Consider the following 23,911-nt stretch of genomic DNA (forward strand, 5'->3'; position numbering starts at 1 on the left):
AAGTGTCCAAGAGCATCGACGTCACCGACCTCAACGTCTACTACGGCGACTTCCTCGCCGTGGAGGGCGTCTCGCTGCACATCGAGCCCCGCAGCGTCACCGCGTTCATCGGCCCCTCCGGCTGCGGCAAGTCCACGTTCCTGCGCACGCTCAACCGCATGCACGAGGTGATCCCGGGGGCGCGCGTGCAGGGCAAGGTGCTGCTGGACGGCGACGACCTCTACGCCCCGGGGGTCGACCCGGTGGCGGTGCGCCGCAACGTCGGCATGGTGTTCCAGCGCCCGAACCCGTTCCCGACGATGTCGATCAAGGAGAACGTGCTCGCGGGCGTGCGGCTGAACAACAAGCGCATCTCGAAGTCGGATGCCGATGCCCTCGTGGAACGGTCGCTGCGCGGCGCGAACCTGTGGAACGAGGTCAAGGACCGCCTCGACAAGCCGGGCTCGGGACTGTCGGGCGGCCAGCAGCAGCGTCTGTGCATCGCCCGCGCGATCGCGGTGGAGCCCGAGGTGCTGCTGATGGACGAGCCCTGCTCGGCCCTCGACCCGATCTCGACCTACGCGATCGAGGAGCTGATCGGCGAGCTCAAGAGCGACTACACGATCGTGATCGTCACGCACAACATGCAGCAGGCCTCGCGCGTGAGCGAGCGTACGGCGTTCTTCAACATCGCCGGCACCGGCAAGCCCGGCAAGCTCATCGAGTACAACGACACCGCCACGCTGTTCACGACCCCGACCGAGCAGGCCACCGAGGACTACGTCTCGGGCCGCTTCGGGTGAGCCCCGCGCGCGGGGTCAGTCGCGCGGGCCGAGCAGGTAGCGGTTGAAGGATGCCGTCGCTTCGGCGTCGACCGGGATCGCCACGTCGTCGATCGCGGTGATGGGGGCGGCCAGGCGGACGCTCGAGACCAGCCACGCGGCATCCACCCGCGTCAGCGCCTCGGCCGGCACGGACTCGTACGCGACGTCGCGGCCATGCGCCCGCAGATGCTCGAACAGGCTCATCTGGGTCGTGCCGTGCAGGATGCCGGTGCCGGTCGCGGGCGTGACGAACCGGTCGGCGATCCGCAGCACGACCGACGAGGTCGGCCCCTCGAGGACGAGACCGTCGCTGGTCACGAAGATGGCATCGTCGGCGCCGCGCCGATGCGCTTCGCGCAGCGCGGCCATGTTCACCGCGTACGACAGGGTCTTGGCGCCCAGCAGCAGCCAGGGTGCGCGCTCGGCGGCGCCGCTGTCGATGCCGCGATCGAGCGTCACGACGCGGATGCCGCGCGTGCGGGGCACGGTGTTGTCGGGGGCGAGGGATGCCGTGGCCCACGCGGTGGGCGCGGGGCCCTGTTCGACCCCCCGGCTGAGGATGAGCTTGATCGATCCCTCCCCCGGCCCGGCCTCGGCGGCGGCGCGGGCGACGGCCTGGCGCCACTGCCCGAGGTGCGGGGCAGGCAGATCGCACAGCGCGGCCGAGTGCGCGAGCCGCTCGAGATGGGCGGTCGCCTCTTGCGGGTGGCCGTCGACGACCCCGATCGTCTCGAAGATGCCGTCGCCGCGCTGCGTGCTCAGCTCGCCGACACTCAGCGCCGGCGCCGACGGGTCGACCACCTGGAACGTGTCGGCGAAGTCGCCGTCCTGGGCATCGGCGGGCACGGGGGCGATCATCAGCGCGAAGCGGGCGGCCATGATCCGAGCGTAGTCGGGTGGGGAATACGCCCAGCGCAGGGTCGGTTACACTTGAGCGGCCGGGCCGCAGTAACCCCGGGCTCCATCTTCTGCCGCTGCGAGCGGCCTTGCGCCGAGAGGCGTTCTGCGGCCCGGCACTTCTGTGCCGGGGCGCTGGACGCCTCTCCCCGCGAAGCGGGCATGCGCACTGCGGGCGTTCTGCGGCCCGGCACTTCTGTGCCCATCGGTCGCTGAGCGACGGTCAGGTCAGCGACTCGCGGCGCCACAGCCCCGCGCTGGCCGCGAGGTCGCCCGCGTACGTCGACAGGCGCAGGGCCCGCGTCGTCAGGGCACTCGCCCGCTCGGGCTCGGTCGGCTCGTAGTCGTCGGCGACGTGGGTGGCGCCGGATGCCTCGACCCGGCAGAACGCCGCCGCACGCTCGAGCGCCACCGCGAAATCGCCGGCGAACGCCCCACGCATGATGCGATCGACGAGCTCGACCAGCTCGTCCGGGGCTGCCGGCACCGGGGCGCCCGCGACCACCGGGTCGGCGGAGGCGATCTCGACGCGCCCGCGCTCGTACAGCAGGGCCGCCGTGTGCGGGTCGTCGTGGATCATCAGCTGCAGCAGGTACAGCCGCCACAGCGCACCCGGCAGCGACCGGGCCGGTGCCTGCGACCACAGCTCGGCGATGTCGTCGATGCCGTGCATGCGCGTGAATGAGACGAGCCTGTCGACCGTCTCGCGGTCGGGGTCGGCGCGCACGCGCGAGAGCAGCGCCGCCGCGGTCGAATGCGCGACCCGCGTCTTCTCGGCGGGGTCGTGCGCACCGAACAGCCGGTCGAGCTCACCGGTGGGTCGGCGCACAGGCTTGTGGAAGTCCCGTCCTGCGTCCGTCACTCGACAAGGCTACCCGCGCCCCCTCCCGCCGGGGGCGCGGGCCCGCCATCCGCCGCTATGCGCGCGGCGCCGTGCCGTTGATCCGCACGTGGTTGCCGGCCGGGTCGCGGAACGCGCAGTCGCGCGGGCCCCACTGCTGGTCCATCGGCTCCTGCAGCACTTCGGCCCCGGTGGCGCGCACCCGCTCGAACGTCGCGTCCAGGTCGCCGGTCAGGAACACGAGGGGACCGGGGCCGGAGCCCTTGGCGACCAGGCGTGCGAGCGCCTCGCCGTCGTCGGGCGAGCGCCCCGCGCCGGGCGCCGACAGCACGAGCACGACGCCGGGCTGCTCGGGCACGCCCATGCTCAGCCACCGCCATCCGTTGCCCGACACGTCGTTGAGCACCGTCAGCCCGAGAGCGTCGCGGTAGAACGCGAGCGCGGCGTCGACGTCGTCGACGGTCAGCGGGAAGAATCCGAACCTGATGTCTGTCATGACCACAACGCTAGGGGCGCGGCATCCCGGGCGCTTCTCGGATCCTGCTCGATCGCTCACCCGTAGCGGGTCGGTCGGGTGAGCACCCGGGCGAAGCACTCCGGCAGCGCCTCGGCGTCGTCGTGCGAGCGGGCGCGGTACGCGCTCGGGGTCTCGCCGACGATCTCGCTGAACGTCGAGCTGAACGAGCCGAGCGACGTCGCCCCCACGGCGGTGCAGGCATCCGTGACCGACATTCCGCCGCGCAGCAGCGCCATCGCCCGCTCGATGCGCCGGGTCATCAGGTACGCGTACGGCGTCTCGCCGTAGGCGGTCTTGAACTCGCGCGAGAAGTGCGCCGGCGACATGAACGCCCGTGCGGCCATGGTCGGCACGTCCAGCGGTTCGGCATACGCACGGTCCATGAGGTCGCGGGCGCGGCGCAGGTGGGCGAGAGTCTGCGGCGACTGGGGGGTGGATGCCACGTCCCGACCCTACCGGCAGTCCGCGCAGTACGCTCAGAGCATGGCGCAGAGCAGGCCGCAGAGGATCGCGATCGCCGGCGGCACCGGCACCGTCGGGCGTCTGGTCACCGAGATCGTCCGCGCGCACGGGCACGAGCCGATCGTGCTGTCGCGTTCCACCGGAGTGGACCTGTCCACCGGCGACGGACTGCCGACGATGCTGCGCGGCGTGGACACCGTGATCGACGTCAGCGGGCCCACGACGATGTCGGCTGCGGCATCCATCCGCGGATTCGAGGCGATGACCGGCAACCTGCTCCACGCCGAGCAGGCGGTCGGCGTCGGGCACCACGTCGCCCTCTCGATCGTCGGCATCGATCGCAGCGAGAAGGGCTACGGCTACTACCAGGGCAAGCGCGCGCAGGAGCGCCTCGTCGAGGCCGGAGCGGTGCCGTGGACGATCCTGCGGGCGACGCAGTTCCACGAGTTCGCCAAGCAGATGTTCGAGCGGATGAAATTCGGCCCGTTCGTGCTCATCCCGGGCATGCGGTCGCAGCCGATCGCCGCGCGCGAGGTCGCCGCGCGGCTCGTCGAGCTGGCCGAGGGCGCTCCCGCCGGCCGTGTCGCCGACATCGCCGGGCCTCACGTGGAGCGCATGGCCGAGCTCGCGCGACGGTACGGGCGGGCCGCGGGCCTGTCGGGCCATGTGGTCGAGCTCTCCATCCCCGGCAGCGGCGGAGCGCAGATGCGGGACGGCAGCCTGCTGGCCGGCGTCGACGCGCAGCTGATCGGACCCGACTTCACCGACTGGCTGATCGACGAGACCGGGTCGGACGGGATCGCGCAGGGCTCGCAGGCGCACCGGATCGCCGGCATCCCGATCATCCGCGAACCCCTGCCCACGCCGCCCGAGCCCAGCCTGTCGAACGCGCGGGCGCTGATCGCGGGGCTGCAGCGGGCGGGCATGCCGATCACGCTCACGATCGAAGGCGATCCGCGTCCTGTCGCTCCGGAGATCGACGCGACCGCCTTCCGCGCGCTGCAGGAGGGCGCGGCGCTCGTGCTCACCCGCACACGGGGGGTGGATGCCGCAGCCGTCGTGCGCTATCTGCCCGCCGCCGTCGAGGTCGAGGTCTCGCACGGGCCCGCTGCGCTCACGCCGCAGGGTCGTCAGGCGGTGGGGCTCGACCGCAGCCGTGGTGAGGTGCGGCGGCTGGGCGGGGCGACCACGGTCGACGCGCAGGAGGACGGCGCGTTCCGCACGGTGGCGACGATCCCGACGCCGAACTGATCCGCCCCTGCGGTGCGCCCGCATCGCAGGGGTGCAATCCGGCGATGGTTTAGACTGCCGAAAGGTGCCGCACGTGTTGTACGGCACCTACGCACGCCCCCGTAGCTCAGAGGCAGAGCAACCGGCTTTTAACCGGTGGGTCGAGATATCGTAATTCTCCGGGGGCACCATGCATTGGTTCTACCGCCGGTGTCCGACACTCGTCACGCCGTGCGCACCGCGGCGCCGACGGCATCGAGGATGACGCGCAGTTCATCGGGCGGAGTACGGGTGAGAGTGCCCGAGGTCGGCAGTTCGCGAGCGCGATGCGACTGCGCGATCCGCTCGGGCACCGCGGTGCGATCGTCCACGGCAGACCTCCGTCCGCTCGGGGTCGCCGAGCGCCGACGATGCTACTCCTGCAGCCCGAGCAGCCTGCGATGCAGGTCGCGCACCTCGACGGCGAGGTCGGGGTCGGGCCCCGCGACCTCGATGCCCGGCGCGATCTCGGTGATCGGCAGCGGTGCGACCGGGCCGGGGGCGATCCCCCACTCCTGGTGCCAGGCGACCAGCTGCGCCGTGCTGGTGGCGTAGACGATGCGGCCGAGGCCCCCCCAGGCGTGCGCGGCGCTGCACATCGGGCAGTGCTCGCCGGACGTGTAGACGACGCTCGTGCGTCGGGCCGCGGCATCCATGTTCGCCGCCGCCCACCGCGCGATCTCGAACTCCGGATGCCGGGTCTTGTCGCCCCCGGCGACGCGGTTGCGGTCTTCGAACAGCACCGTGCCCGCGGCATCCACGATCAGCGAGCCGAACGGCTCGTCGCCGGCATCTAGCGCCTCGCGGGCCAGGTCCACGCAGCGGCGCAGATGCGCGCGATCCGCCGGAGTCGGATTCGTCGTCGACACGGTCATGCCGTCACACTCCCTGCAGTGGTTCCGTCTGTCAACTCGATCTCGTCGGCGCGCCCGATGCGCAGCACATCGGGGACGCACATCATGAGCACGACGAGCACGACGCCCATGGCGAGCGCCGAGAACGTGGTCGTCGCGGCGACCCCGATCTGTTCGGCGATCGCACCGAGCCCGAGCGTCGCGATCGGCATGATGCCGATGGCGAGCTCTTGCAGACCGAGCACACGACCGTGCAGCGCGGGGCGGGTGACCACGAGCAAGAGCGTCGTCTGCAGCACGCCGAACGCGGCGCTGGCCAGTCCGACCATCGCCATGAGGGCGAACCCGGCGGACACGATGTGCAGCTGCGAGAACACGACCCAGAGAATGCTCCAGACCAGCGTGCCGAACACGAACAGCGCGCCCTTACGGCGGAAGTCGCCGAGCGCCGCGATCACGAGCGAGCCGACCAGACCGCCGGTGCCCGCGCACGTGAGCAGCATGCCCAGGCCCGCGGCGTCCAGGCCGAAGCTCTCGTCGGCGAACACCGGCATGAACGACTGGTACACCGGCCACAGGAACGTGTTGGCGGCCAGCGTCACCATCAGCACGGCCACCGCGCGCCGGTTGCGGCCGATGATGCGCACGCCGCTGACGACCATGCCGATCACCGATTCGGTCGCCGGGTGCACGGCGATGCGGATGCGTCGCAGCGGCAGGATCAGCGCGAACGACAGCGCGTACCAGCCGGTCGAGACCCACAGCGCCGCGGGCGCCCCGAACACGGCGATCATCGCGCCGCCGAGGGCGGGCCCGATCACCTGCGTCATGTTCATGGCCATCGCGTTCAGCGCATTGGCGTTCGACACGTTCTGCGCCCCGACGAGGTCGACGACCAGGGACGCGCGCGCCGGCTGCGACGGCGACTGCGCAAGTCCGATCGCCAGCCCCCCGGCCAGCAGACCCCAATACGGCAGCTTCCCGAACGACGCGAACGTGGCGACGACCGCCATGCCGACGGTGACCCAGCCGCTGGCCAGCAGCAGCAGCGACACCCGGTTGTGCCGGTCGGCGATCGCACCGGCCACCGGACCGAGCAGCATCGGGGCGAGTCGCATAGCGGTGAACACGGCGACGAGGAACTCGGAGCGGGTCATCTCGAACGCCATCCAGCCGAGGACCAGCGTCTGGGTCCACGATCCGCCGAAGAAGAACAGGTTCGACAGCCACAGCTGCTGGAACGGGCGGTTGCCGCGCAGGGAGGCGAGCGCCGTGCCGAGTCCGATCCGCTGTCGATCAGGGGCGGAAACGGGGGCGGGAGCGCCCTGCGATGCGGATTCGGCTGCCACGCGCCACGACCTCACTCTCTCGAACAACCTTCACATGGTATACCGGAAGGGGATGGGATGCCGGGGCTCGCGCTGCCGGCAGGCGCCCGGGCCGCAGGTTCTAGGCTTGTCGGCGAGCGCACTGTCGAACCGTGCGCAGACGGGAGGTCGCCATGTTCGCCATCGCCGACGACGCGTGCATCATCGTCCGCGCGATCGCCGCCAAGACGCCGGGCGGCCGGGAGTCGGGCGGCCTGCGCATCAGCGACGGCGCCGATCGGGGCACGGACTATGCGCTCGAGCCCGTGGGCGGGCCGGAGGTTGGCGACGTGATCGTCGACCAGGCGGGTGCGCGGGTCTTCCTCGCACCCGATGTCGCCGAGGCGCTGGCCGATACCGTGCTCGAGGCGAGCGTGGACCACGGGGGCGTCGTCGACTTCCGGTTCGGCACGAGCGCCGGCCCCCACGGCATGACCGAGGTGCGCTCAACGGGGCACGTGCACTGACGGTGACGGCGGCTGCAGCCGCTGCGCGGTCAGGCGAGCTCCGCACCCGCGTGTGCGAGCTCGGCGAGCGCTGCGTCGCTCGACTCACGCGCGACACCGGCGACCAGTCTCGTGAGCACCCGCACGTGGCGCCCGTGCGAGATCGCGTCCAGCGCGGATGCGCGCACACAGTAGTCGGTCGCGATGCCGGTGATGTCGACATCGACGATGCCGTTCGCGTCGAGCAGCTGCTCGACGGTCTGGCCGTCGTCGGTGACGCCCTCGAACAGCGAGTACGCGGGCCTGCCCTGGCCCTTCTTCACGTGGTGGGTGATGGATGCCGTCACCAGGCCGGGATCGTACTGCGCACCCTCCGTGCCGGCGACGCAGTGCACCGGCCACGTGTCGACGAAGTCCGGCTCACCGGCCGCGAAATGACCGCCGTTGTCGTTGTCGCCGTCGTGCCAGTCACGCGAGGCGACGACGATCGCATACTCGCCGGCGTGCTCGGCGAGGTACTGCGAGATGCCGGCGGCCACGGCATCCCCGCCCTGCACCCCGAGTGCTCCGCCCTCGGTGAAGTCGTTCTGCACGTCGACGATGAACAGTGCCTTGCCCATAGCTCGAGGGTACCCGGGCGGGGCGTCACACGGCCGCGCGGTACACGACGACGGGGCCGGCCTCCCACCGGCGCCTGCGGATGTAGCGAAGAAGCTCCAGACTCGCCTTGCGCTCCGCACGCGCCCGTCCGAACCGATACCAGCGCTCGGAGGGCGGCTCCAGCGGTCCGCCCTGGATGCAGATGCGGTAGTCGAAGCGTCCCACCTGCTGGACCTCTGCACGCACCTCGCCGAGGTCGATCACGGTCTCCATGACCGGATGATATTCGCCGCCCGGGCGGTCGGGGCCGTTCTCATGGAATCCGTTGGCGGGTCGCGGCATCCACCTCGGTGCCGACGCCCGGCCGCCACAGTTTCGACGGCCACCAGATCGCCCGCCCGATGTCGAAGGCGACGGCGGGCACGAGCAGGGAGCGCACGACGAACGTGTCGAGCAGCACACCGAACGCGACGATGAACGCGATCTGCGCGAGGAACAGGATCGGGATCACCCCGAGCGCAGCGAAGGTCGCCGCGAGCACGAGTCCCGCCGAGGTGATGACCCCGCCGGTGGCGACGAGGCCGCGCAGGACCCCGGGTCGGGTGCCGTGCTCGCGGGACTCCTCGCGCACGCGGGTCATCAGGAAGATGTTGTAGTCCACGCCGAGGGCCACCAGGAACACGAATCCATAGAGAGGAACGGCGGGATCGGCGCCGGGGAAGCCGAAGGCGTGGTCGAAGACCAGCGCAGAGACGCCGAGGGCCGCGATGAACGACACGATCACCGAGCCGATCAGCACGACCGGGGCGAGGATCGCGCGCAGCAGCAGCATGAGGATGACGAGGATCACGGCCAGGACGATCGGGATGATCAGCGTGCGATCCCGGATCGACGTGTCGTTCGCATCGAGGTCGGTCGCGGTGACGCCGCCGACGCGGGCGGACGGCACATCGTCTGCCAGCTCCGCCCGCAGCGTGCGCACCGTGTCTTCGGCCGCGCCCGAGTCCGCCGGCGCCGTCAGCGTGCCCAGCAGCAGCACCTCGCCGTCCGAGACCGTCGGCTGGGCGGGCGGGGTTGCGGGCGGGCCGGGAGCCGTGTACTCGGGCCGACCGTCCGTGACCGTCACGCCCACCTGGCCCGACACCGAATCCGTGGATGCCGCTGCCAGCGACTCGATTCCATCGACGCGGCTCATCACGGTGGCTGCGGCGGCGACGTCGGCCTCGGCTGCCAGCACGTACACGGGCGACCCCGAACCCGCGTCGAAATGCTCGCCGAGCACCTGTTGGCCGTCGCGCGCCTCGGAATGCCCGAGCACGAGATCGCTCGAGGGCACACCGTCGGCCTTCAACTGCACGATGCCGGTGCCCGCCGCCAGCAGCACGACCAGGCACACGATCCACACCGGTCGCGCCCGACGGGCGACCAACCGCGCCTGCCGCGGCCAGAAGCCCGTCACGGGCTGGGTCAGGTCGTCGGGGATCATCGCGAGCGGGTGGCGCGGGATGAACGGCCAGAACGCGGCACGTCCGAACAGCGCCAGCAGCGCCGGAAGGAACGTGAGCGCCGACAACATCGCGAACGCGATGCCGATCGCGGCGATCGGGCCGAGCGCGCGGTTGGTCGCCAGGTCGCTCAGCAGCAGACACAGAAGCCCCGCGATCACGGTGCTCCCCGACGCCAGGATCGGCTCGAACGCGCCGCGCCAGGCGCGGGTCGCGGCATTCCACCGGCGCCTCCCCTCGCCGACCGCCTCGCGGAATCGTGCGACGTAGAGCAGGGCGTAGTCCGTGGCCGCGCCGATCACGAGGATGAAGAGAATCCCCTGCACCTGGCCGTTCAGCAGCACGACCCCGGTCTTGGCCAGCCACCACACCACGAGCAGAGCGACGCAGAGCGCGAAGGATGCCGTGGCCAGCACCAGGATCGGCAGTAGCGGCGAGCGATACACCACCACGAGGATGAGGAAGACGGCGATCAGTGCGACGCCCAGGAGCAGGCCGTCGATGCCCAGGAAGCCGTGCACGAGATCGGCCGTGAACCCGGCGGGCCCGGTGATCCAGGCCGTCGTGCCGTCCGGCAGATCGGTGTCGAGCTCGGTCCGCACGGCAGCCGTCGCGTCGGTGATCTGCCCGCTGGCCATCGGCACGAAGAGCTGGGCGGCCGCGCCGTCTTTCGCCATGATCGGCGGCGACACCGTGCCGTTCACCCCGGCGACCGCGCCGAGGCCGGTCTCGAGGTCTCGCAGCGCCGAGATCTGGGCGTCGGTGAGCCGCGACCCGTCGTCGGCGCGCACGACGACGACAGCGGGGATGCTGTCGCTGCCGGTGAAGTCGGCGAGCCGGTTCTGCACCGTCGTCGATTCCGCCGAACTCGGCAGATACGCCGACTGGTTGTTCGTCGAGACCTCGCTGACCTTGCCGAAATAGGGTCCGCCGATCGCACCCCCGACGAGCCAGATGACCACGAGCAGAACCGGGACGCCGATGCGGATCCACCGACTCGGAGCGGAACGGTCGACTGCGCGGGCCGGAGGCATGCTCTCACCGTAACGGGGTCATGCGCCCGGCGTGAGCAGATCGGGAAGTGGAGCCACCTGAGGGAATCGAACCCTCGACCTATTCATTACGAGTGAATCGCTCTGCCGTCTGAGCTAAGGTGGCGCGTGCGCGGCGCACCGCGCACGATGATCGATCTTACATGGTCGTCAGGGTGCTTGCGAACCAGGCGGTCACTGCGCGCAGCGGATGTCGCCGTCGGGCACGGTGCCGTCGACGAAGTAGTCGTTGACCGCGGCATCCACACAGCTGTTGCCCTTGTTGAAGCCGGTGTGCCCCTGCCCCACGCGGGTGATGAGGATGCCGGAATCCAGCTGCTTGGCGAGCGACTGCGCCCACGTGTATGGCGTGGCCGGGTCGTTCGTCGTCCCGATCACGAGGATCGGACCCGCCCCCGGGGCGTGGATCGGCTCGCGCACGCCGGTCGCCTTGACCGGCCACTCGTCGCAGGTGTCCAGATCGACGCTCCAGTACCGTGCGATCGTGGGCGCCTTCTGCTGCAGCTCGGCGACCGCGGCGGCCTTCTGCGCGGCGGTGGCGTCGTCGGGATAGTCCACGCAGTTGTACGCGTTGAACGCCTCGTACGAGTTGTCCTGATACCTGCCGTCCACCCGGTTGTAGTAGAAGTCGGCGAGCTGGAACGCCGGCCCCGCGTCGCCCTTCGCCGTGGCGGCGAGCGCCTGCGTCAGGTACTGCCAGCTGTCCTGCGAGTACAGCGCCGCCACGATCGCGGTCATGAGGCTGTCGGCGCCGAGCCGCCGCCCGTCGCTGTCGGGGATCGGGCGCCGGTCGACGCGAGCCAGCAGCGACCCGAGGTCGGCCATGCCGTCGGCGACCGTGCCCGTGAACGGGCACCCCCGCGATTTCAGGCACGAGGCCATGTACGCCTTCAGCGCGGACTCGAACCCGATCGCCTGCGTGAGGCTGACGTCCAGCCCCGACACCGACGGGTCGATGGCGCCGTCGAGCACGAACCGCCCCACTTTCTGCGGGTACAGCTTGGCGTAGGTCGCCCCGAGGAACGTCCCGTACGAATAGCCCAGATAGTCGAGCTTCTTGTCGCCGAGCACGGCGCGCATGAGATCCATGTCGCGCGCCGCGAACACGGTGTTCACGTCGGGGAGGATGCCGCCGCTGTTGCGCCGGCACGCGTCGGCGAACGATTTGAACGACGACAGCATCTCGCTCCGCCACGCCGGGGTGTTGCGCGGCGCCGACGGGATGTCGAACAGGAACGCGTCCATCTGCTTCGCGCCGTAGCACTTGACCGCGGTCGACTCGCCGACCCCGCGCGGGTCGAAGCCGATCACGTCGTACGACTTCTCGAGCCGGTCGCCGACGGCGAACTGCAGGGAGTCACGCACGAGCTCGATGCCGCTGGCGCCGGGCCCGCCCGGATTGACCAGCAGCGAGCCGAGCGGTCGGCCGCCGGTGGCTCGGTGGCGGATGATCGCGAGATCGACGCTGCCGGTGCCCGGGTCGTTCCAGTCGAGGGGGGCCTTGATCGTGGCGCACTCGAACTGGCCGTTGCACGGGCTCCAGTCGATCTTCTGCCCGTAGAACGGCATCAGGTCGGCGGCGACGCCCGCGGTGTCGGGCGCGGCACTGGACGAGGCCGCGGGGGCGCTCGAACCGCGATCGGGGACGAACGAGAACAGACACCCGGTCAAGGCGAGGGATGCCGCGGCCAGCCCGGCGAGGACGGTGACGAGGCGGGTCTTGGCGTTCACAGGATCCTTCCGTGGGCCACGGTGATGAGCATGCTCTCCAGCGCGAGCACGGGTGAGACGTTCTGCTCCATGCGGCGACGGGTCTCGGCGATCTCGTCGAGCACGACGAGCGTGCGCGCGGGGTCCCACGCGCCGGCGAGACCGCGCAGGTCGGCGGCGAGCTCGAGGTTGATCAGGTCGTCGTCGCGGCCGAACTGCAGCATCAGCACATCGCGGTACAGCGACTGCAGGTCGGTGAGCACCCGGTCGATGCCGTCGCGCAGGCTGCGCGTCGCGCGGCGCTTCTGCTCGTCCTCGAGCGCCTTCAGCTGCGATCGCACCGCGGGCGGCACCGCCGCGCCCGGGGCGATCCCGAGCGTCGAGAGCAGCTGCGACCGCTCGGCCTCGTCGCGCTCGGCCGTCAGCGCCTTCGCGTCGTCGGTCGCTCCGGCGACGATCTCGGCGGCCGCCTCGACAGCACTGGAGACGCCGCGCACCCGCAGCACGGCACGCAGCATGTCATCGCGGCGATCACGGGCCGTGGCATCCGTCGCCAGCCGCTGGGCCATGCCGATGTGCCGCTGCGCGTGCCGTGCGGACTGCTCGGCGATCTGCGCGTCCACGCCTGTGCGCAGCGCGATCAGGCGCGCCACGTCGGCGACCTCGGGATCGCGCAGCCGCAGCGTGCGCACCCGGGAGCGGATCGTCGGCAGCAGGTCGGCCTCGCTCGGCGCGCACAGCACCCACACGGTGCGCTCCGGTGGCTCTTCGAGGGCCTTCAACAGCACGTTCGACGTGCGCTCGGCCATGCGGTCGGCGTCTTCCATCACGATCACCCGATACCGGCCCAGAGAGGGTGCGAAGTACGACCGTTCGACGAGCGCGCGGGCGTCCTTGATCGAGATGATCACGCCCTCGGTGCGCAGCGCCGTGTAATCGGGATGGGTGCCGGCGAGCACCTGGCGCATCGCGTTCTCGTCACCGGGTTCGGCGATCAGCGCCGCGGCGAAGGCGCGCGCGAGCGTGGAGCGCCCCGACCCGGGCGGGCCGGTGATCAGCCACGCGTGCGTGAGACCCGCCGGGTCGGTGGCCGCGGCCCGCAGGGTGCGCACGGCGTCGTCCTGCCCCCACACCTCGCCCCACGGCAGGGCCGCCGCGTCGGTCGCGCCGGACACCGGCGTCACGGTGAGCGAGTCGGCGGCCATGGCGTCAAGCCTAACCATCGCCGCCGACGCTGCGCTCACCCGAGCCGGTCGGCGACCCGCGCCCGCACGAGGGTCGCGATCTCGTCGATGGCGCGGGCGGCGTCCACCACGAGGAACCGCTCGGGTTCGGCGACGGCGAGTGCGAGATACGCCTGACGCACCCGGGCGTGGAATTCGTCCTTCTCCGCCTCGAGCCGGTCGAAGGGCTTGTCCGCCGCGTCCAGACGGGTGCGGGCGGATGCCTCGTCCAGATCGAGCAGCACCGTCACATCGGGCAGCAGCCGCTCGGTGGCCCACAGCGACAGATCGCGGATCTCCTGCGAGTCCAGCACGCGACCCGCCCCCTGATAGGCGACCGACGAGTCGAGGTAACGGTCCTGGATGACGACCTCACCCCGAGCCAGCGCCGGGCGCACGACGGTCGCGACGTGATGCGCCCGGTCCGCGGCGTACAGCAGCGCTTCGGCCCGCGGGTCGACGTGTCCACGGTGATGCAGCACAAGCGCACGGATGCGCTCCCCCACCTCGGTGCCGCCCGGCTCGCGCGTGCGCACGACGGTGCGTCCCTGCTGCTCGAGCCACTCCTGCAGCAGAGCCGCCTGAGTCGTCTTGCCGACGCCGTCGCCGCCCTCGAACGTGACGAACAGACCGGTCACTTCTTCTTCGTCGCCGTCTTGCGGGTGCCGGTCGCATTCTTCGCCGCGGGCTTGCGCTTGGGGGCGGGACCCTTCGCGCGCTTGTCGGCGAGCATCTGGACGGCGCGGTCGAACTCGATCGCGAGCGGGTCTTCGCCGCGCGGGATCGTCACGTTCGTCTCGCCGTCGGTGACGTACGGGCCGAAGCGGCCGTCGCGGATGCGGATCGGCTTGCCCGACACCGGGTCGGCCTCGAACTCCTTCAGTGCGCTCGACGCGCGCCGGGCGCCGTACTTCGGCTGCTTGTAGCGCTCCAGTGCCTCCTCGAGGGTGATGTCGAACAGCTGCTGTTCGCTCTCGAGCGTCCGCGAATCCGTCCCCTTCTTCAGGTACGGCCCGTACCGGCCGTTCTGCGCGGTGATCTGCTCGCCCGACTCGGGGTCGGCGCCCACCACGCGCGGCAGCGAGAGCAGCTTCAGCGCCATGTCGAGGTCGACGGTGTCCACCGACATCGACTTGAACAGCGACGCGGTGCGCGGCTTCGGCTCGGCGCTCTTGGCGGCGGCCTTCTTCGTGCTCTTCTTCTTCGCGGCCGCCGCATCGGTTACCTCGCCGGTCTCGGCATCCACCTGCTCTTCGGCCGCCGGTTCGACCTCTTGCACGTACGGGCCGTAGCGCCCGTCCTTGACGACGATCAGCTTGCCGTTGTCGGGGTTCTCGCCCAGCACGCGGTCGCCGGCGACCGGCGCCTCGATGAGCTCGACGGCCTTGGCCGCCGTCAGCTCGTCGGGTGCGAGGTCCTCGGGGATGTTGACGCGACGCGGGTCGGCGTCGGGCTGGGCGGGGTCGGTGACCTCGAGGTACGGGCCGTACCGGCCGATGCGCAGCACCGCGTTGTCGGTGATGCGGGTCGAGTTGAGCTCACGCGCGTCGATCTCGCCGAGGTTGTCGACGATCTTGCGCAGGCCCGGGTGGTCGTCGGCGCCGTAGTAGAAGTCCTTCAGCCAGTCGACGCGCTTCTGCTCGCCGCGCGCGATCGCGTCGAGGTCGTCTTCGAGTCCCGCGGTGAAGTCGTAGTCGATCAGCTCGGTGAAGTGCTGCTCGAGCAGTCGCACGACGCTGAAGGCGACCCAGCTGGGCACGAGCGCCTGGCCGCGCTTGGTGACGTACCCGCGCGCGATGATCGTGTCGATGATGCTGGCGAACGTCGAGGGACGGCCGATGCCCTTCTCCTCCAGCGCCTTCACCAGCGACGCCTCGGTGTAGCGCGGCTTCGGCGTGGTCGCGTGGCCCTTGGGCTCGACGTCGCGCACCGCGAGCGTGTCGCCGACCGCCAGCTGCGGCAGCGACTGGTCGTCCTGCTTGTCGCGGTCGCTGCGCTTCTCGTCCTTGCCCTCTTCGTATGCCTCGAGGAACCCCTTGAACGTGTAGACGGTTCCGGATGCCGTGAACTCGACGGTCTCGTCGGCCAGCGCGACGGCGAGGGTCACGGTGGTCGTCTCGTAGGTCGCGTCGGACATCTGGCTGGCGACCGTGCGCTTCCAGATCAGGTCGTACAGGCGCACCTCGTCGCGATCGAGGGAACCGGAGACCTGCGACGGCGTCCGGAAGTGCTCGCCGGAGGGACGGATCGCCTCGTGCGCCTCTTGCGCGTTCTTGCTCTTGCTCTTGTAGACGCGCGGGTTCAGCGGCACAGCCTTGGGCCCGTACAGCTGCACGGCCTGCTCGCGCGCCGCCTCGATCGCCTGGGTCGACAGGGCGGTCGAGTCGGTGCGCATATAGGTGATGTACCCCTTCTCGTAGAGGCGCTGGGCGACGCTCATCGCGTGCTTCGCGCTCATCGAGAGCTTGCGGCCGGCCTCTTGCTGCATGGTCGAGGTCGTGAACGGCGCATAGGGGCGGCGGGTGCCGGGCTTGGACTCGACGGAGGTGACGGACGCGGAACCGGCGGCGGCGATCTGGTCGGCGAGCGCGCGAGCGCGGGCCTCGTCGATGACGACGACGGCCCTCTTCAGCGCGCCGGTGTCGTCGAAGTCGCTGCCGCGGGCGATCGGCGCGCCGCCCACGCGCACGAGCTGGATGCCGAAAGCGTCGGTCTCTTTCGCCGCGGTCGCCACGACGTCCCAGTACGAAGCCGAGACGAAGGCGATCCGATCGCGCTCGCGGTCGACGACCAGCCGGGTCGCCGCCGACTGCACACGGCCGGCGGACAGGCCCTGCTGCACCTTCAGCCACAGCACTGGCGAGATGTCCCAGCCGTAGAGCCGGTCGAGGATGCGGCGGGTCTCCTGTGCGTCGACGAGGTCGAGATCGAGCTCGCGCGTGTTCTGCACGGCGGCCTGGATCGCGTCCTTCGTGATCTCGTGGAACACCATGCGCTTGACCGGAACCTTGGGCTTGAGTGTCTCGAGCAGGTGCCAGGCGATCGCCTCGCCCTCGCGGTCTTCATCGGTGGCCAGCAGCAGTTCGTCGCTCGTCTTGAGGGCACGCTTGAGCTCGGTGACAGTCTTCTTGCCGCGCTCGGACTCCACATAGTAAGGAGCGAAACCGTTCTCGATGTCGACCGAGTAGCGCCCGACCGAGGTCTTCTTGAGTTCGGCCGGAATCGCCTTGCGGTCGGCGAGGTCGCGGATGTGACCCACCGAGCTGAGCACCTCGTAGCCGTCGCCCAGGTAGCCCTGGATCGACTTCATCTTCGTCGGTGACTCGACGATGACGAGCTTCTTGCCTTGTGCCAAGGGGGTGGTCCTTTCTTCGAAGCACACCATACACACCCGCGCCTGTGCACGGCATTGTGCTGATCTCAGGTGACGGACCCAGAAAACGACAGTACAGCTCACGGGTCCGACGTCGGCGCAGCCGCGGGATCCGGGCCGGCGCGCGCCGACGCCGCGGCGGCCAGCACGCCGAGCGGGACGGCGACGGCGACGGTCACCACGAGGCCGTCGACAACGCACGAGGTGACATGCGCGCCGCCGACGGCCGCGAGGGCGTCCGCACGCTCGCACGGGATGCCGCTGACCGCGCCCGATGCCGCGTCGGCCGCGGCGAGGGCGGCGGCATCGGCGGCGGCCGCCGCGCGCTGGGCCTGCACCGCCGCCGAGCCGACCGCGGCCATGCCCAGCGTGAGGGCGGCCGCCGCGCCGATCGCGCCGATCGCCAGCACTGTGCCGGCCATGTCGCCTCCTCTCAGAGTCCGCCCGCCAGCGCACAGGACTGCACGCGCAGGGGCGGCACGGGCACCGGAAGAGCCGCCGGTGCGCTCGCTGTCACGCAGACGAGGTCATCGCGCGGCGCGATCGCGGCGTGTGCGCCGTCGACGGCCGCGGCGAGCACCGCCTGGGCGCGTGCCACCGGTTCGCCGCGGGCGACCAGACGGGCGGCGTCGGCCGCGGCATCCTGCAGCCGCACCTGCCGTCCGCACACGCCCAGGGTCGCCGCGCCGAGCGCGAGCACCAGCACGACCGCCGGCAGGACGACCGCGAACTCGGCCGTGACCGAGCCGCGGTCGCCCGACCGGGCGATCATGACACCGTCAGCGCGCGTCGCACGAGATCGGTGAGGATGCCGCGCACCTCGTCGCTGCGCATGATGACCACCAGCAGCCCCGCGAATGCCACGGCCGCCATCGTGGCGATGGCATACTCCGCGGTGGCGGCGCCGGTGTCGTCGGGATCGGTGAGGAACAGCCGCGCCGCCTGGCGACGGGTCAGGGCGGGCAGGGACTGCGGCGGGGATGTGGGAAGGGACATGCTCAACTCCTTGTGTGTTCGAAACGATGGGCACGGTCTTCATGGGCACGGTCTCTACGGGGCACGGCCTAGAGCGACAGCGGCGTCGCGCTCAGGACGCTCAGCAGCATGGGGGCGACGCCCAGCAGCAGGAACGCGGGCAGGGTGCACGCGCCCAGCGGCACGAGCAGGCGCGACGACAGCCGGGCCGCGCGCAGGCGCCCGTCGGTGCGGGCGCGGTGACGGGCCAGGGCCGCGCCCGCCCGCAGCAGCTCGGCGGCGGGGACGCCGGCCGATCGCGAAAGGGACAGGATGCCGCGGGTCTCGGCATCCACGTCTCCCGCGCCCGCCTCGCCGACGATGCGCTGCGCGTGGTCGATCGAGACGCCGCCCGACAGCGCGATCGCCAAGAGGTCGGCGGCGATGCCGGCGACCGAACCGTCGGGCTCCGCACGGCGGACGAGCGCTGCGCTCCACCGGCGCGCGATGAGGATCAGCGCCAGCCCGGTGACCGCGCAGGCGACGCCGGCCGGGGTCGCAACCAGCGTGCGCAGCGTGTCGAACCCGAGAGCGGCGCCCAGGGCGACGCCCACCAGCGGCAGCCACGACATGAGCTTGGCGGTGCCGGCCGGCTCGGCCAGCGCCACGCGCACCTCGGCGCGCGATCGGTCGCTGTCGTCGAGCGCGGCGGCGATCCCGCGCAGACTGCCGGCCAACGGGGCGCCGACCCCCTCGGCGATGCGCCAGGCGGCTGCGACATCCGCCCAGCCCGCGCCCTGCGCGCCGATCGCGGCGGCCACGTCGGCGCCCGCCTCGATCCGCGCCGACACGCTGCCCGCCGCGGCGTCGCCGGCCGCCGCCAGATGGCGCCACGCCGCGGACGGGGCGATGCCGGCCTGCAGCAGCACCGCCAGGCGCAGGACGGTGCCCGCGTCGGGACAACTCGGGCTCGGCGGGTGTCGTCTCAGTCCCATCTCTGCTCCTCGATCGCGAGCCGCCCGTCACGCACGATGGGTCGGCCCAGGCCCGCGACCCGGCGCACCCGGTCGACGCCGCGCTCGAGGTGGACGACGGCGCCGATGGCGCTGGCGACCTGCCGCGCCAGCGCCGTGTCGCCCATCCCCGCGAGAGCCCCCAGCGCCTCGAGGCGCGCGGGCACGTCGGCGAGGCCGTTCGCGTGCAGCGATCCGGCGCCGCCGTCGTGGCCGGTGTTCAGCGCGCTCAGCAGCTCGCGCACCTCTTCTCCCCGGCATTCGCCCACCACGATCCGGTCGGGCCGCATGCGCAGGGCTTCGCGCACGAGCTGCGCGAGCCCGACGCCGCCGACGCCCTCGAGGTTCGCCTGCCGCGCCTCGAGCGCGACGTGGTGCGGATGGGCGATGCGCAGTTCGGCGACGTCTTCGATCGTCACGATCCGCTCGGTCGCCGGCACCTGCGACAGCAGCGCGCCCAGCAGCGTCGTCTTGCCGGTGCCGGCGGCCCCCGTGATCAGGATGTTCTCGCGCGCGGCGATGAGCCCTTCGAGCCGGACGCGCCCGGTGGCGTCGATCGCGCCGCGGCGCTCGAGCGCGGCCAGGTCGAACGCCTGCGCACGGGGCACGCGGATCGAGATCAGCGTGCCGCCGCGCGCGACGGGCGGCAGCACGACGTGCACGCGGATGCCGCCCTCGATCCGCACATCGACGCAGGGATGGGCGTCGTCGACGTGCCGTCCGCCCAGGCCGATCAGCGCGACCGCCAGCTCGCGCACCTCGGCCTCGCCGGCGCGCCATCGTGCGATGCGCTCGGCCCCGTCACCGCGGTCGACGAACAGGCCGTCGTCGCCGTTGACGAACACGTCAGTGACGTCGGGGTCGTCGAGAAAGGGCGCGAGCACCGCGAGGGTGGGATGCCGCGGCCCGGCCTCCGCCGGTGCGGCTGCGGCGCGCTCGGCGACCGGGTCGACCGGCTGTGCGACGGCATGGCCGGGTCTCGGGCGGACGACGAACGCTTCGGGCATGCCCCGAATCTAGGGAGCCGAAGGGGGCCGGCGGGGCCGGCACGAGACATCCGTGGACAGCTCGCCGCGCGCGCGGCACTGGGGAGGAGGCGATGCGGGAGAGTCGAGACGCGCGGTCCGCAGAACAGAAGAGGGCGGCATCCCATGGGGGGAATGGGATGCCGCCACACGCAGCACCACAGTCGGGGGGTGGTCGGGTGCTGCAACGCCAGAATCGAATGTTCGGCCGTTGCTGAGCTTACGCACTTTTGGGGTTTAGCACCAAACACATTCCCTCGCCATCGAGTGATATATCGAGTGATGATTTCCTCATGAAAAGCCCGGAATCATGCGGGCTGGGGCATGACACGTGTCATATCCGGCACCCACTATCGGCGGTAGTGGCATCCTGACCCCGGGAGTAGATTGACCCCGGCCTCGGTGCGGAGTCGCCCGACCTCACGCCCACCGCGAAGGAGCGCAACATGAGCAGTCAGATCGATCACCTGCTGGACGAGAACCGCGAGTTCCCCCCGTCATCCGGGTTCTCGTCCGAGGCCAACGGCACGGCCGAGCTGTACGAGCGCGCCGCGGCCGACCGCGAGGGCTTCTGGGCCGAGCAGGCGCGCGATCTGCTGCACTGGCAGACCCCGTTCACACAGACCCTCGACTGGTCGAACCCGCCGTTCGCGAAGTGGTTCGACGACGGCGAGCTCTCGGTCGCGTACAACTGCCTCGACCGGCACATCGAGGCCGGCAACGGCGACCGGGTGGCGATCATCTTCGAAGGCGAGCCGGGCGACGAGCGCCGCATCACCTACGCCGAGCTGACCGCCGAGGTGAAGAAGGCGGCGAACGCCCTCGAGTCGCTGGGCATCGGGCACGGCGACCGCGTGGCCATCTACATGCCGATGATCCCCGAGGCCGCCATCGCGATGCTGGCCTGCGCCCGCGTCGGCGCGATCCACTCGGTCGTGTTCGGCGGCTTCTCGGCCGACAGCCTGCGTTCGCGGGTGGATGACGCGGCCGCGCGCCTGGTGATCACCGCCGACGGCGGGTACCGCAAGGGCAAGGTGTCGGCGCTCAAGCCCGCCGTCGACATGGCACTGGCCGACCGCGGCCACGGCGCCCAGGAGACCGTCGAGCACGTGCTGGTCGTCAAGCGCGGCGGCAACGACATCGACTGGACCGAGGACCGCGACCTGTGGTGGCACGACGTGGTCGACGCCGCCCCCACCGAGCACGAGGCGAAGGCGTTCCCGGCCGAGAACCCGCTGTACATCCTCTACACGTCCGGCACGACCGGCAAGCCCAAGGGCGTCGTGCACAGCTCGGGCGGATACCTGACCCAGGCCGTCTTCACGAACAAGTACACCCTCGACATCCACCCCGACTCCGACGTCTTCTGGTGCACCGCCGACATCGGATGGGTGACCGGGCACACCTACGTCGTGTACGGCCCGCTCGCGCTGGGCGCGACGGTGCTGATGTACGAGGGCACGCCCGACACGCCGCATCCCGGCCGCTGGTGGGAGCTGATCCAGAAGCACGGTGTCACGATCCTCTACACCGCGCCGACCGCGATCCGCTCGTTCATGAAGAGCGGGCGCCAGATCCCGCAGAGGTTCGACCTGTCGAGCCTGCGGCTGCTCGGCTCGGTGGGCGAGCCGATCAATCCCGAGGCGTGGATGTGGTACCGCGAGGTCATCGGCGCCGACGCGACGCCGATCGTCGACACGTGGTGGCAGACCGAGACCGGGGCGGCGATGGTGGCGCCCATGCCGGGGGTCACGGCCACCAAGCCCGGCTCTGCGCAGGTGCCGGTCCCGGGTATCTCGGTCGACGTCGTCGATGAGGAGGGCAGGCCGGTCGACAACGGCAACGGCGGCCTGCTGGTGATCACCCGGCCCTGGCCGGGCATGCTGCGCGGCGTGTGGGGCGACCCGGAACGGTTCAAGGAGACGTACTGGGCGAAGTTCGCCGACCAGGGCTACTACTTCGCGGGCGACGGCGCCCGCAAGGACGAGGACGGCGACGTCTGGCTGCTCGGCCGCGTCGACGACGTGATGAACGTGTCGGGCCATCGCCTGTCGACCACTGAGATCGAGTCGGCGCTGGTCGCGCACGAGTCGGTCGCCGAGGCCGCCGTCGTCGGCGCCGCCGACGAGACCACCGGCAAGGCCGTGGTGGCGTTCGTGATCATCAAGGAGAGCTACCTCTCGCAGCACTCCCCCGAAGGCCTTGCCGGGCAGCTGCGATCGTGGGTCGGCGAGCAGATCGGCCCGATCGCCCGCCCGCGCGACATCTACATCGTCAGCGAACTGCCCAAGACCCGCTCGGGCAAGATCATGCGCCGTCTGCTGCGCGACGTCGCCGACGGCCACGAGGTCGGCGACACGACGACCCTCGCCGACACCGCCGTGATGAGCATCATCTCGGCGCAGGTGAAGTAGGGCAGAGCGCACAGCCGTGGACGAGCGGCGGCGGGCTCCCGAGGACTGCCCTCACGGGCCTGCCGCCGCCGTCGCATCCCACGCGGCGCTCGACCTGCTCGACGACCCGCGCGTCGTCGTCCTCGTCGAGGGCGTGAGCGACCAGATCGCCGTCGAGACGCTCGCCCGCCGGCAGGGCGTCGACCTGGCGTCGCAGCACGCCGTCGTCGTGCCCACCGGCGGCGTGCACGGGCTCGCCGCGTCGATCCGCACCGCGCGGTCGCGGCATCCCGTCGTCTCGTTCTGCGGTCTGTACGACATCGCCGAAGAAGCGGTCGTGCGCCGGGCGCTGATCGCCGAAGCGCTCGGCACGTCGGCCGATCCGCCCGAGCGCGCGGGGTTCTTCGCGTGCTCCGCCGATCTCGAGGACGAGCTCATCCGCGCCTGCGGGGCCGAGCGCGTCGAGGCGTGTCTGCAACGGCATCATGACCTGCACGCCTTCCGCCGGCTGCAGGGCCAGCACGCATGGCGGTCGCGCCCGATCGAGGCGCAGCTGCGCCGCTGGATCGCCTCGGGGGCACGCCGCAAGCTGCGCTACGCGCAGATCCTCGTCGAGGCCGCACCTCTGGATCGGATGCCACGCCCGCTCGTCGCCCTGATGGCCCGCGTCGCTCCCCCGCATCCCTGAGCGGCGGCGCTGCGATGACGCCGAGTCAGGCGACGCCACGGGTGCCGGGGTCCGGGGCCCTCGCTCGAGGCGAGGACATCTCACGAAACGAGGATCAAGAGCATGGAATCGATCCTCGCTTCGTGAGATCCCCTCGCTCCGCGCGAGGATCGCGCCGACGCGCGCGTGCCGAAGGGCGGGCGTGCCGAAGGGCGGGCGCGCCCAGCGCGAGCATGCCGCGTGAGGCGCGGGTCAGGCCCTGAAGCTGAAGACGACCTCGACCTCGACGGGGGAATCCAGGGGAAGGACGGGTGCGGCAACGGCGCTGCGCGCGTGCCGGCCGGCCTCGCCGAAGACCTCGCCGAACAGCTCGCTGGCGCCGTTGATGACACCGGGCTGCCCCGTGAAGTCGGGGGTGGATGCCACGAACCCGACGACCTTGACGACGCCGGTGAGGCGATCGACTCCGCCGACGGCGGCGGCCGCCGCGGCGATCGCGTTCAGGGCCGACTGCCGCGCGTACGCCTTGGCGTCGTCGGCCGAGACCTCGGCGCCCACCTTGCCGGTGGCAGGGAGCGCACCCTGCACCATCGGCAGTTGGCCCGCGGTGTACACGAGGTCGCCGTGCACCTTCGCCGGAACGTAGGCCGCCACCGGCGGCACGACCTCGGGAAGCGTGATCTGCAGGTCGGCGAGCGTCTGCGAAACGGTCATGTCAGTTCCCTTCGAACTGCTTGGCCGCCTGGGCTGCGGCATCCAACCCGGCGTTGTCGGAACCACCGCCGACGGGGCGCTTGAAGTACGCGACGAGCCCACCCTCGGGACCCTGCACGACCTGCACGAGCTCCCAGCCCTGCTTGCCCCAGTTGTTGAGGATGGCTGCGGTGTTGTGGATCACCAGCGGCGTGGTGAGGTACTCCCAGGTGGTCATCGCGGCGCA

Annotated in this window: 26 protein-coding genes and 2 tRNA genes; 6 read left to right on the top strand and 22 right to left on the bottom strand. The window is 71.2% G+C overall.

Annotated features, from left to right (window positions below; translation table 11 throughout):
* The first annotated feature begins 2 nt into the window (after positions 1–2).
* The gene (pstB, locus tag AC3RX0_RS13275; RefSeq protein ID WP_491506472.1) at positions 3–782 is read left to right on the top strand and encodes a phosphate ABC transporter ATP-binding protein PstB; all 780 of its coding nucleotides are present in this window, start codon (positions 3–5) and stop codon (positions 780–782) included.
* 15 nt (positions 783–797) lie between these two features.
* Here pstB and AC3RX0_RS13280 read toward each other — a convergent pair whose 3' ends face one another.
* From AC3RX0_RS13280 to AC3RX0_RS13295, 4 genes are all read right to left on the bottom strand, one after another.
* Complete coding sequence (locus tag AC3RX0_RS13280) at positions 798–1,682, bottom strand: aminotransferase class IV (protein ID WP_491506473.1); 885 nt, start codon at positions 1,680–1,682, stop codon at positions 798–800.
* A gap of 241 nt (positions 1,683–1,923) precedes the next feature.
* Positions 1,924–2,562, bottom strand: a complete 639-nt coding sequence (locus tag AC3RX0_RS13285) for a DNA-directed RNA polymerase subunit beta (RefSeq protein ID WP_491506474.1) — start codon at positions 2,560–2,562, stop codon at positions 1,924–1,926.
* 55 nt (positions 2,563–2,617) lie between these two features.
* Entirely contained in the window at positions 2,618–3,037 is a 420-nt protein-coding gene (locus AC3RX0_RS13290) for a VOC family protein (protein ID WP_491506475.1), read from the bottom strand.
* A gap of 56 nt (positions 3,038–3,093) precedes the next feature.
* The gene (locus tag AC3RX0_RS13295; protein WP_491506862.1) at positions 3,094–3,441 is read right to left on the bottom strand and encodes a helix-turn-helix transcriptional regulator; all 348 of its coding nucleotides are present in this window, start codon (positions 3,439–3,441) and stop codon (positions 3,094–3,096) included.
* A 100-nt stretch (positions 3,442–3,541) separates the two neighbouring features.
* Between AC3RX0_RS13295 and AC3RX0_RS13300 the strand changes: the two genes are divergently transcribed.
* Complete coding sequence (locus tag AC3RX0_RS13300) at positions 3,542–4,771, top strand: NAD(P)H-binding protein (protein ID WP_491506476.1); 1,230 nt, start codon at positions 3,542–3,544, stop codon at positions 4,769–4,771.
* A gap of 95 nt (positions 4,772–4,866) precedes the next feature.
* A tRNA-Lys gene (locus AC3RX0_RS13305) sits at positions 4,867–4,941 on the top strand.
* Positions 4,942–4,974: 33 nt separating this feature from the next.
* Here the strand turns inward: AC3RX0_RS13305 and AC3RX0_RS13310 are convergent.
* The 3 genes from AC3RX0_RS13310 to AC3RX0_RS13320 are packed head-to-tail and all read right to left on the bottom strand — an operon-like array spanning position 4,975 to position 6,992.
* The gene (locus AC3RX0_RS13310; protein WP_491506477.1) at positions 4,975–5,121 is read right to left on the bottom strand and encodes a hypothetical protein; all 147 of its coding nucleotides are present in this window, start codon (positions 5,119–5,121) and stop codon (positions 4,975–4,977) included.
* A 42-nt stretch (positions 5,122–5,163) separates the two neighbouring features.
* Positions 5,164–5,664, bottom strand: coding sequence for a nucleoside deaminase (locus AC3RX0_RS13315; protein WP_491506478.1), 501 nt, complete (start codon positions 5,662–5,664; stop codon positions 5,164–5,166).
* Positions 5,661–6,992: an MFS transporter gene (locus AC3RX0_RS13320; RefSeq protein WP_491506479.1), complete on the bottom strand. Its 1,332-nt coding sequence runs from the start codon at positions 6,990–6,992 to the stop codon at positions 5,661–5,663. The genes AC3RX0_RS13315 and AC3RX0_RS13320 overlap by 4 nt, the downstream gene beginning before the upstream one ends.
* Before the next feature lie 131 nt (positions 6,993–7,123).
* On the opposite strand from AC3RX0_RS13320, the gene AC3RX0_RS13325 reads away from it, so the two are divergent.
* Positions 7,124–7,477, top strand: a complete 354-nt coding sequence (locus AC3RX0_RS13325) for a hypothetical protein (protein ID WP_491506480.1) — start codon at positions 7,124–7,126, stop codon at positions 7,475–7,477.
* A 29-nt stretch (positions 7,478–7,506) separates the two neighbouring features.
* Here AC3RX0_RS13325 and AC3RX0_RS13330 read toward each other — a convergent pair whose 3' ends face one another.
* From AC3RX0_RS13330 to AC3RX0_RS13390, 13 genes are all read right to left on the bottom strand, one after another.
* A complete protein-coding gene (locus tag AC3RX0_RS13330) occupies positions 7,507–8,076 on the bottom strand; it encodes an isochorismatase family protein (protein WP_491506481.1) in 570 nt (189 codons plus the stop codon).
* 25 nt (positions 8,077–8,101) lie between these two features.
* Complete coding sequence (locus AC3RX0_RS13335; RefSeq protein WP_491506482.1) at positions 8,102–8,329, bottom strand: hypothetical protein; 228 nt, start codon at positions 8,327–8,329, stop codon at positions 8,102–8,104.
* Between the two features lie 40 nt (positions 8,330–8,369).
* Entirely contained in the window at positions 8,370–10,595 is a 2,226-nt protein-coding gene (locus AC3RX0_RS13340) for an MMPL family transporter (protein ID WP_491506483.1), read from the bottom strand.
* Between the two features lie 48 nt (positions 10,596–10,643).
* Positions 10,644–10,719: transfer RNA gene (locus tag AC3RX0_RS13345), tRNA-Thr, on the bottom strand.
* A gap of 68 nt (positions 10,720–10,787) precedes the next feature.
* Positions 10,788–12,344: an alpha/beta hydrolase gene (locus AC3RX0_RS13350; protein ID WP_491506484.1), complete on the bottom strand. Its 1,557-nt coding sequence runs from the start codon at positions 12,342–12,344 to the stop codon at positions 10,788–10,790.
* Positions 12,341–13,528 (bottom strand): DNA polymerase III subunit delta', encoded by a 1,188-nt coding sequence (locus AC3RX0_RS13355; RefSeq protein WP_491506485.1) that lies wholly within the window; start codon positions 13,526–13,528, stop codon positions 12,341–12,343. Before AC3RX0_RS13355 ends, AC3RX0_RS13350 begins: the two co-directional genes overlap by 4 nt.
* Positions 13,529–13,563: 35 nt before the next feature.
* Positions 13,564–14,184: a dTMP kinase gene (gene tmk, locus AC3RX0_RS13360; protein ID WP_491506486.1), complete on the bottom strand. Its 621-nt coding sequence runs from the start codon at positions 14,182–14,184 to the stop codon at positions 13,564–13,566.
* Positions 14,181–16,901, bottom strand: a complete 2,721-nt coding sequence (topA, locus tag AC3RX0_RS13365) for a type I DNA topoisomerase (RefSeq protein ID WP_491506487.1) — start codon at positions 16,899–16,901, stop codon at positions 14,181–14,183. Before topA ends, tmk begins: the two co-directional genes overlap by 4 nt.
* Before the next feature lie 98 nt (positions 16,902–16,999).
* Positions 17,000–17,341, bottom strand: a complete 342-nt coding sequence (locus AC3RX0_RS13370; protein ID WP_491506488.1) for an Rv3654c family TadE-like protein — start codon at positions 17,339–17,341, stop codon at positions 17,000–17,002.
* Between the two features lie 11 nt (positions 17,342–17,352).
* Positions 17,353–17,691, bottom strand: coding sequence for a TadE family type IV pilus minor pilin (locus AC3RX0_RS13375; protein ID WP_491506489.1), 339 nt, complete (start codon positions 17,689–17,691; stop codon positions 17,353–17,355).
* Positions 17,688–17,915, bottom strand: coding sequence for a DUF4244 domain-containing protein (locus AC3RX0_RS13380; protein WP_491506490.1), 228 nt, complete (start codon positions 17,913–17,915; stop codon positions 17,688–17,690). Before AC3RX0_RS13380 ends, AC3RX0_RS13375 begins: the two co-directional genes overlap by 4 nt.
* Positions 17,916–17,983: 68 nt before the next feature.
* Positions 17,984–18,868, bottom strand: a complete 885-nt coding sequence (locus tag AC3RX0_RS13385; RefSeq protein WP_491506491.1) for a type II secretion system F family protein — start codon at positions 18,866–18,868, stop codon at positions 17,984–17,986.
* Complete coding sequence (locus tag AC3RX0_RS13390; RefSeq protein WP_491506492.1) at positions 18,859–19,893, bottom strand: TadA family conjugal transfer-associated ATPase; 1,035 nt, start codon at positions 19,891–19,893, stop codon at positions 18,859–18,861. Before AC3RX0_RS13390 ends, AC3RX0_RS13385 begins: the two co-directional genes overlap by 10 nt.
* A gap of 464 nt (positions 19,894–20,357) precedes the next feature.
* On the opposite strand from AC3RX0_RS13390, the gene acs reads away from it, so the two are divergent.
* Both acs and AC3RX0_RS13400 read left to right on the top strand, forming a co-directional pair.
* Positions 20,358–22,325, top strand: coding sequence for an acetate--CoA ligase (gene acs, locus AC3RX0_RS13395; protein ID WP_491506493.1), 1,968 nt, complete (start codon positions 20,358–20,360; stop codon positions 22,323–22,325).
* A 16-nt stretch (positions 22,326–22,341) separates the two neighbouring features.
* Positions 22,342–22,992, top strand: a complete 651-nt coding sequence (locus tag AC3RX0_RS13400; RefSeq protein ID WP_491506494.1) for a TOPRIM nucleotidyl transferase/hydrolase domain-containing protein — start codon at positions 22,342–22,344, stop codon at positions 22,990–22,992.
* Between the two features lie 231 nt (positions 22,993–23,223).
* Here AC3RX0_RS13400 and AC3RX0_RS13405 read toward each other — a convergent pair whose 3' ends face one another.
* Together AC3RX0_RS13405 and sp36 are read right to left on the bottom strand one after the other, a co-directional pair.
* On the bottom strand, positions 23,224–23,685 hold the full coding sequence (locus tag AC3RX0_RS13405; RefSeq protein WP_491506495.1) for a RidA family protein: 462 nt from the start codon (positions 23,683–23,685) through the stop codon (positions 23,224–23,226).
* Position 23,686: 1 nt separating this feature from the next.
* A complete protein-coding gene (gene sp36 / locus AC3RX0_RS13410; RefSeq protein WP_491506863.1) occupies positions 23,687–23,902 on the bottom strand; it encodes a Sp36 family protein in 216 nt (71 codons plus the stop codon).
* Positions 23,903–23,911 lie beyond the last annotated feature (9 nt).

This window comes from Microbacterium sp. W1-4-2 (assembly GCF_058349885.2).

Coding starts and splice junctions, on each gene's coding strand:
- AC3RX0_RS13315 (WP_491506478.1), bottom strand. CDS start 5,664: ATGACCGTGTCGACGACGAATCCGACTCCGGCGGATCGCGCGCATCTG.
- AC3RX0_RS13385 (WP_491506491.1), bottom strand. CDS start 18,868: ATGGGACTGAGACGACACCCGCCGAGCCCGAGTTGTCCCGACGCGGGC.
- AC3RX0_RS13355 (WP_491506485.1), bottom strand. CDS start 13,528: ATGGCCGCCGACTCGCTCACCGTGACGCCGGTGTCCGGCGCGACCGAC.
- AC3RX0_RS13295 (WP_491506862.1), bottom strand. CDS start 3,441: ATGGACCGTGCGTATGCCGAACCGCTGGACGTGCCGACCATGGCCGCA.
- AC3RX0_RS13405 (WP_491506495.1), bottom strand. CDS start 23,685: ATGACCGTTTCGCAGACGCTCGCCGACCTGCAGATCACGCTTCCCGAG.
- acs (WP_491506493.1), top strand. CDS start 20,358: ATGAGCAGTCAGATCGATCACCTGCTGGACGAGAACCGCGAGTTCCCC.
- AC3RX0_RS13375 (WP_491506489.1), bottom strand. CDS start 17,691: ATGATCGCCCGGTCGGGCGACCGCGGCTCGGTCACGGCCGAGTTCGCG.
- AC3RX0_RS13380 (WP_491506490.1), bottom strand. CDS start 17,915: ATGTCCCTTCCCACATCCCCGCCGCAGTCCCTGCCCGCCCTGACCCGT.
- AC3RX0_RS13390 (WP_491506492.1), bottom strand. CDS start 19,893: ATGCCCGAAGCGTTCGTCGTCCGCCCGAGACCCGGCCATGCCGTCGCA.
- AC3RX0_RS13300 (WP_491506476.1), top strand. CDS start 3,542: ATGGCGCAGAGCAGGCCGCAGAGGATCGCGATCGCCGGCGGCACCGGC.
- AC3RX0_RS13280 (WP_491506473.1), bottom strand. CDS start 1,682: ATGGCCGCCCGCTTCGCGCTGATGATCGCCCCCGTGCCCGCCGATGCC.
- AC3RX0_RS13330 (WP_491506481.1), bottom strand. CDS start 8,076: ATGGGCAAGGCACTGTTCATCGTCGACGTGCAGAACGACTTCACCGAG.
- AC3RX0_RS13290 (WP_491506475.1), bottom strand. CDS start 3,037: ATGACAGACATCAGGTTCGGATTCTTCCCGCTGACCGTCGACGACGTC.
- sp36 (WP_491506863.1), bottom strand. CDS start 23,902: ATGACCACCTGGGAGTACCTCACCACGCCGCTGGTGATCCACAACACC.
- AC3RX0_RS13340 (WP_491506483.1), bottom strand. CDS start 10,595: ATGCCTCCGGCCCGCGCAGTCGACCGTTCCGCTCCGAGTCGGTGGATC.
- AC3RX0_RS13370 (WP_491506488.1), bottom strand. CDS start 17,341: ATGGCCGGCACAGTGCTGGCGATCGGCGCGATCGGCGCGGCGGCCGCC.
- AC3RX0_RS13335 (WP_491506482.1), bottom strand. CDS start 8,329: ATGGAGACCGTGATCGACCTCGGCGAGGTGCGTGCAGAGGTCCAGCAG.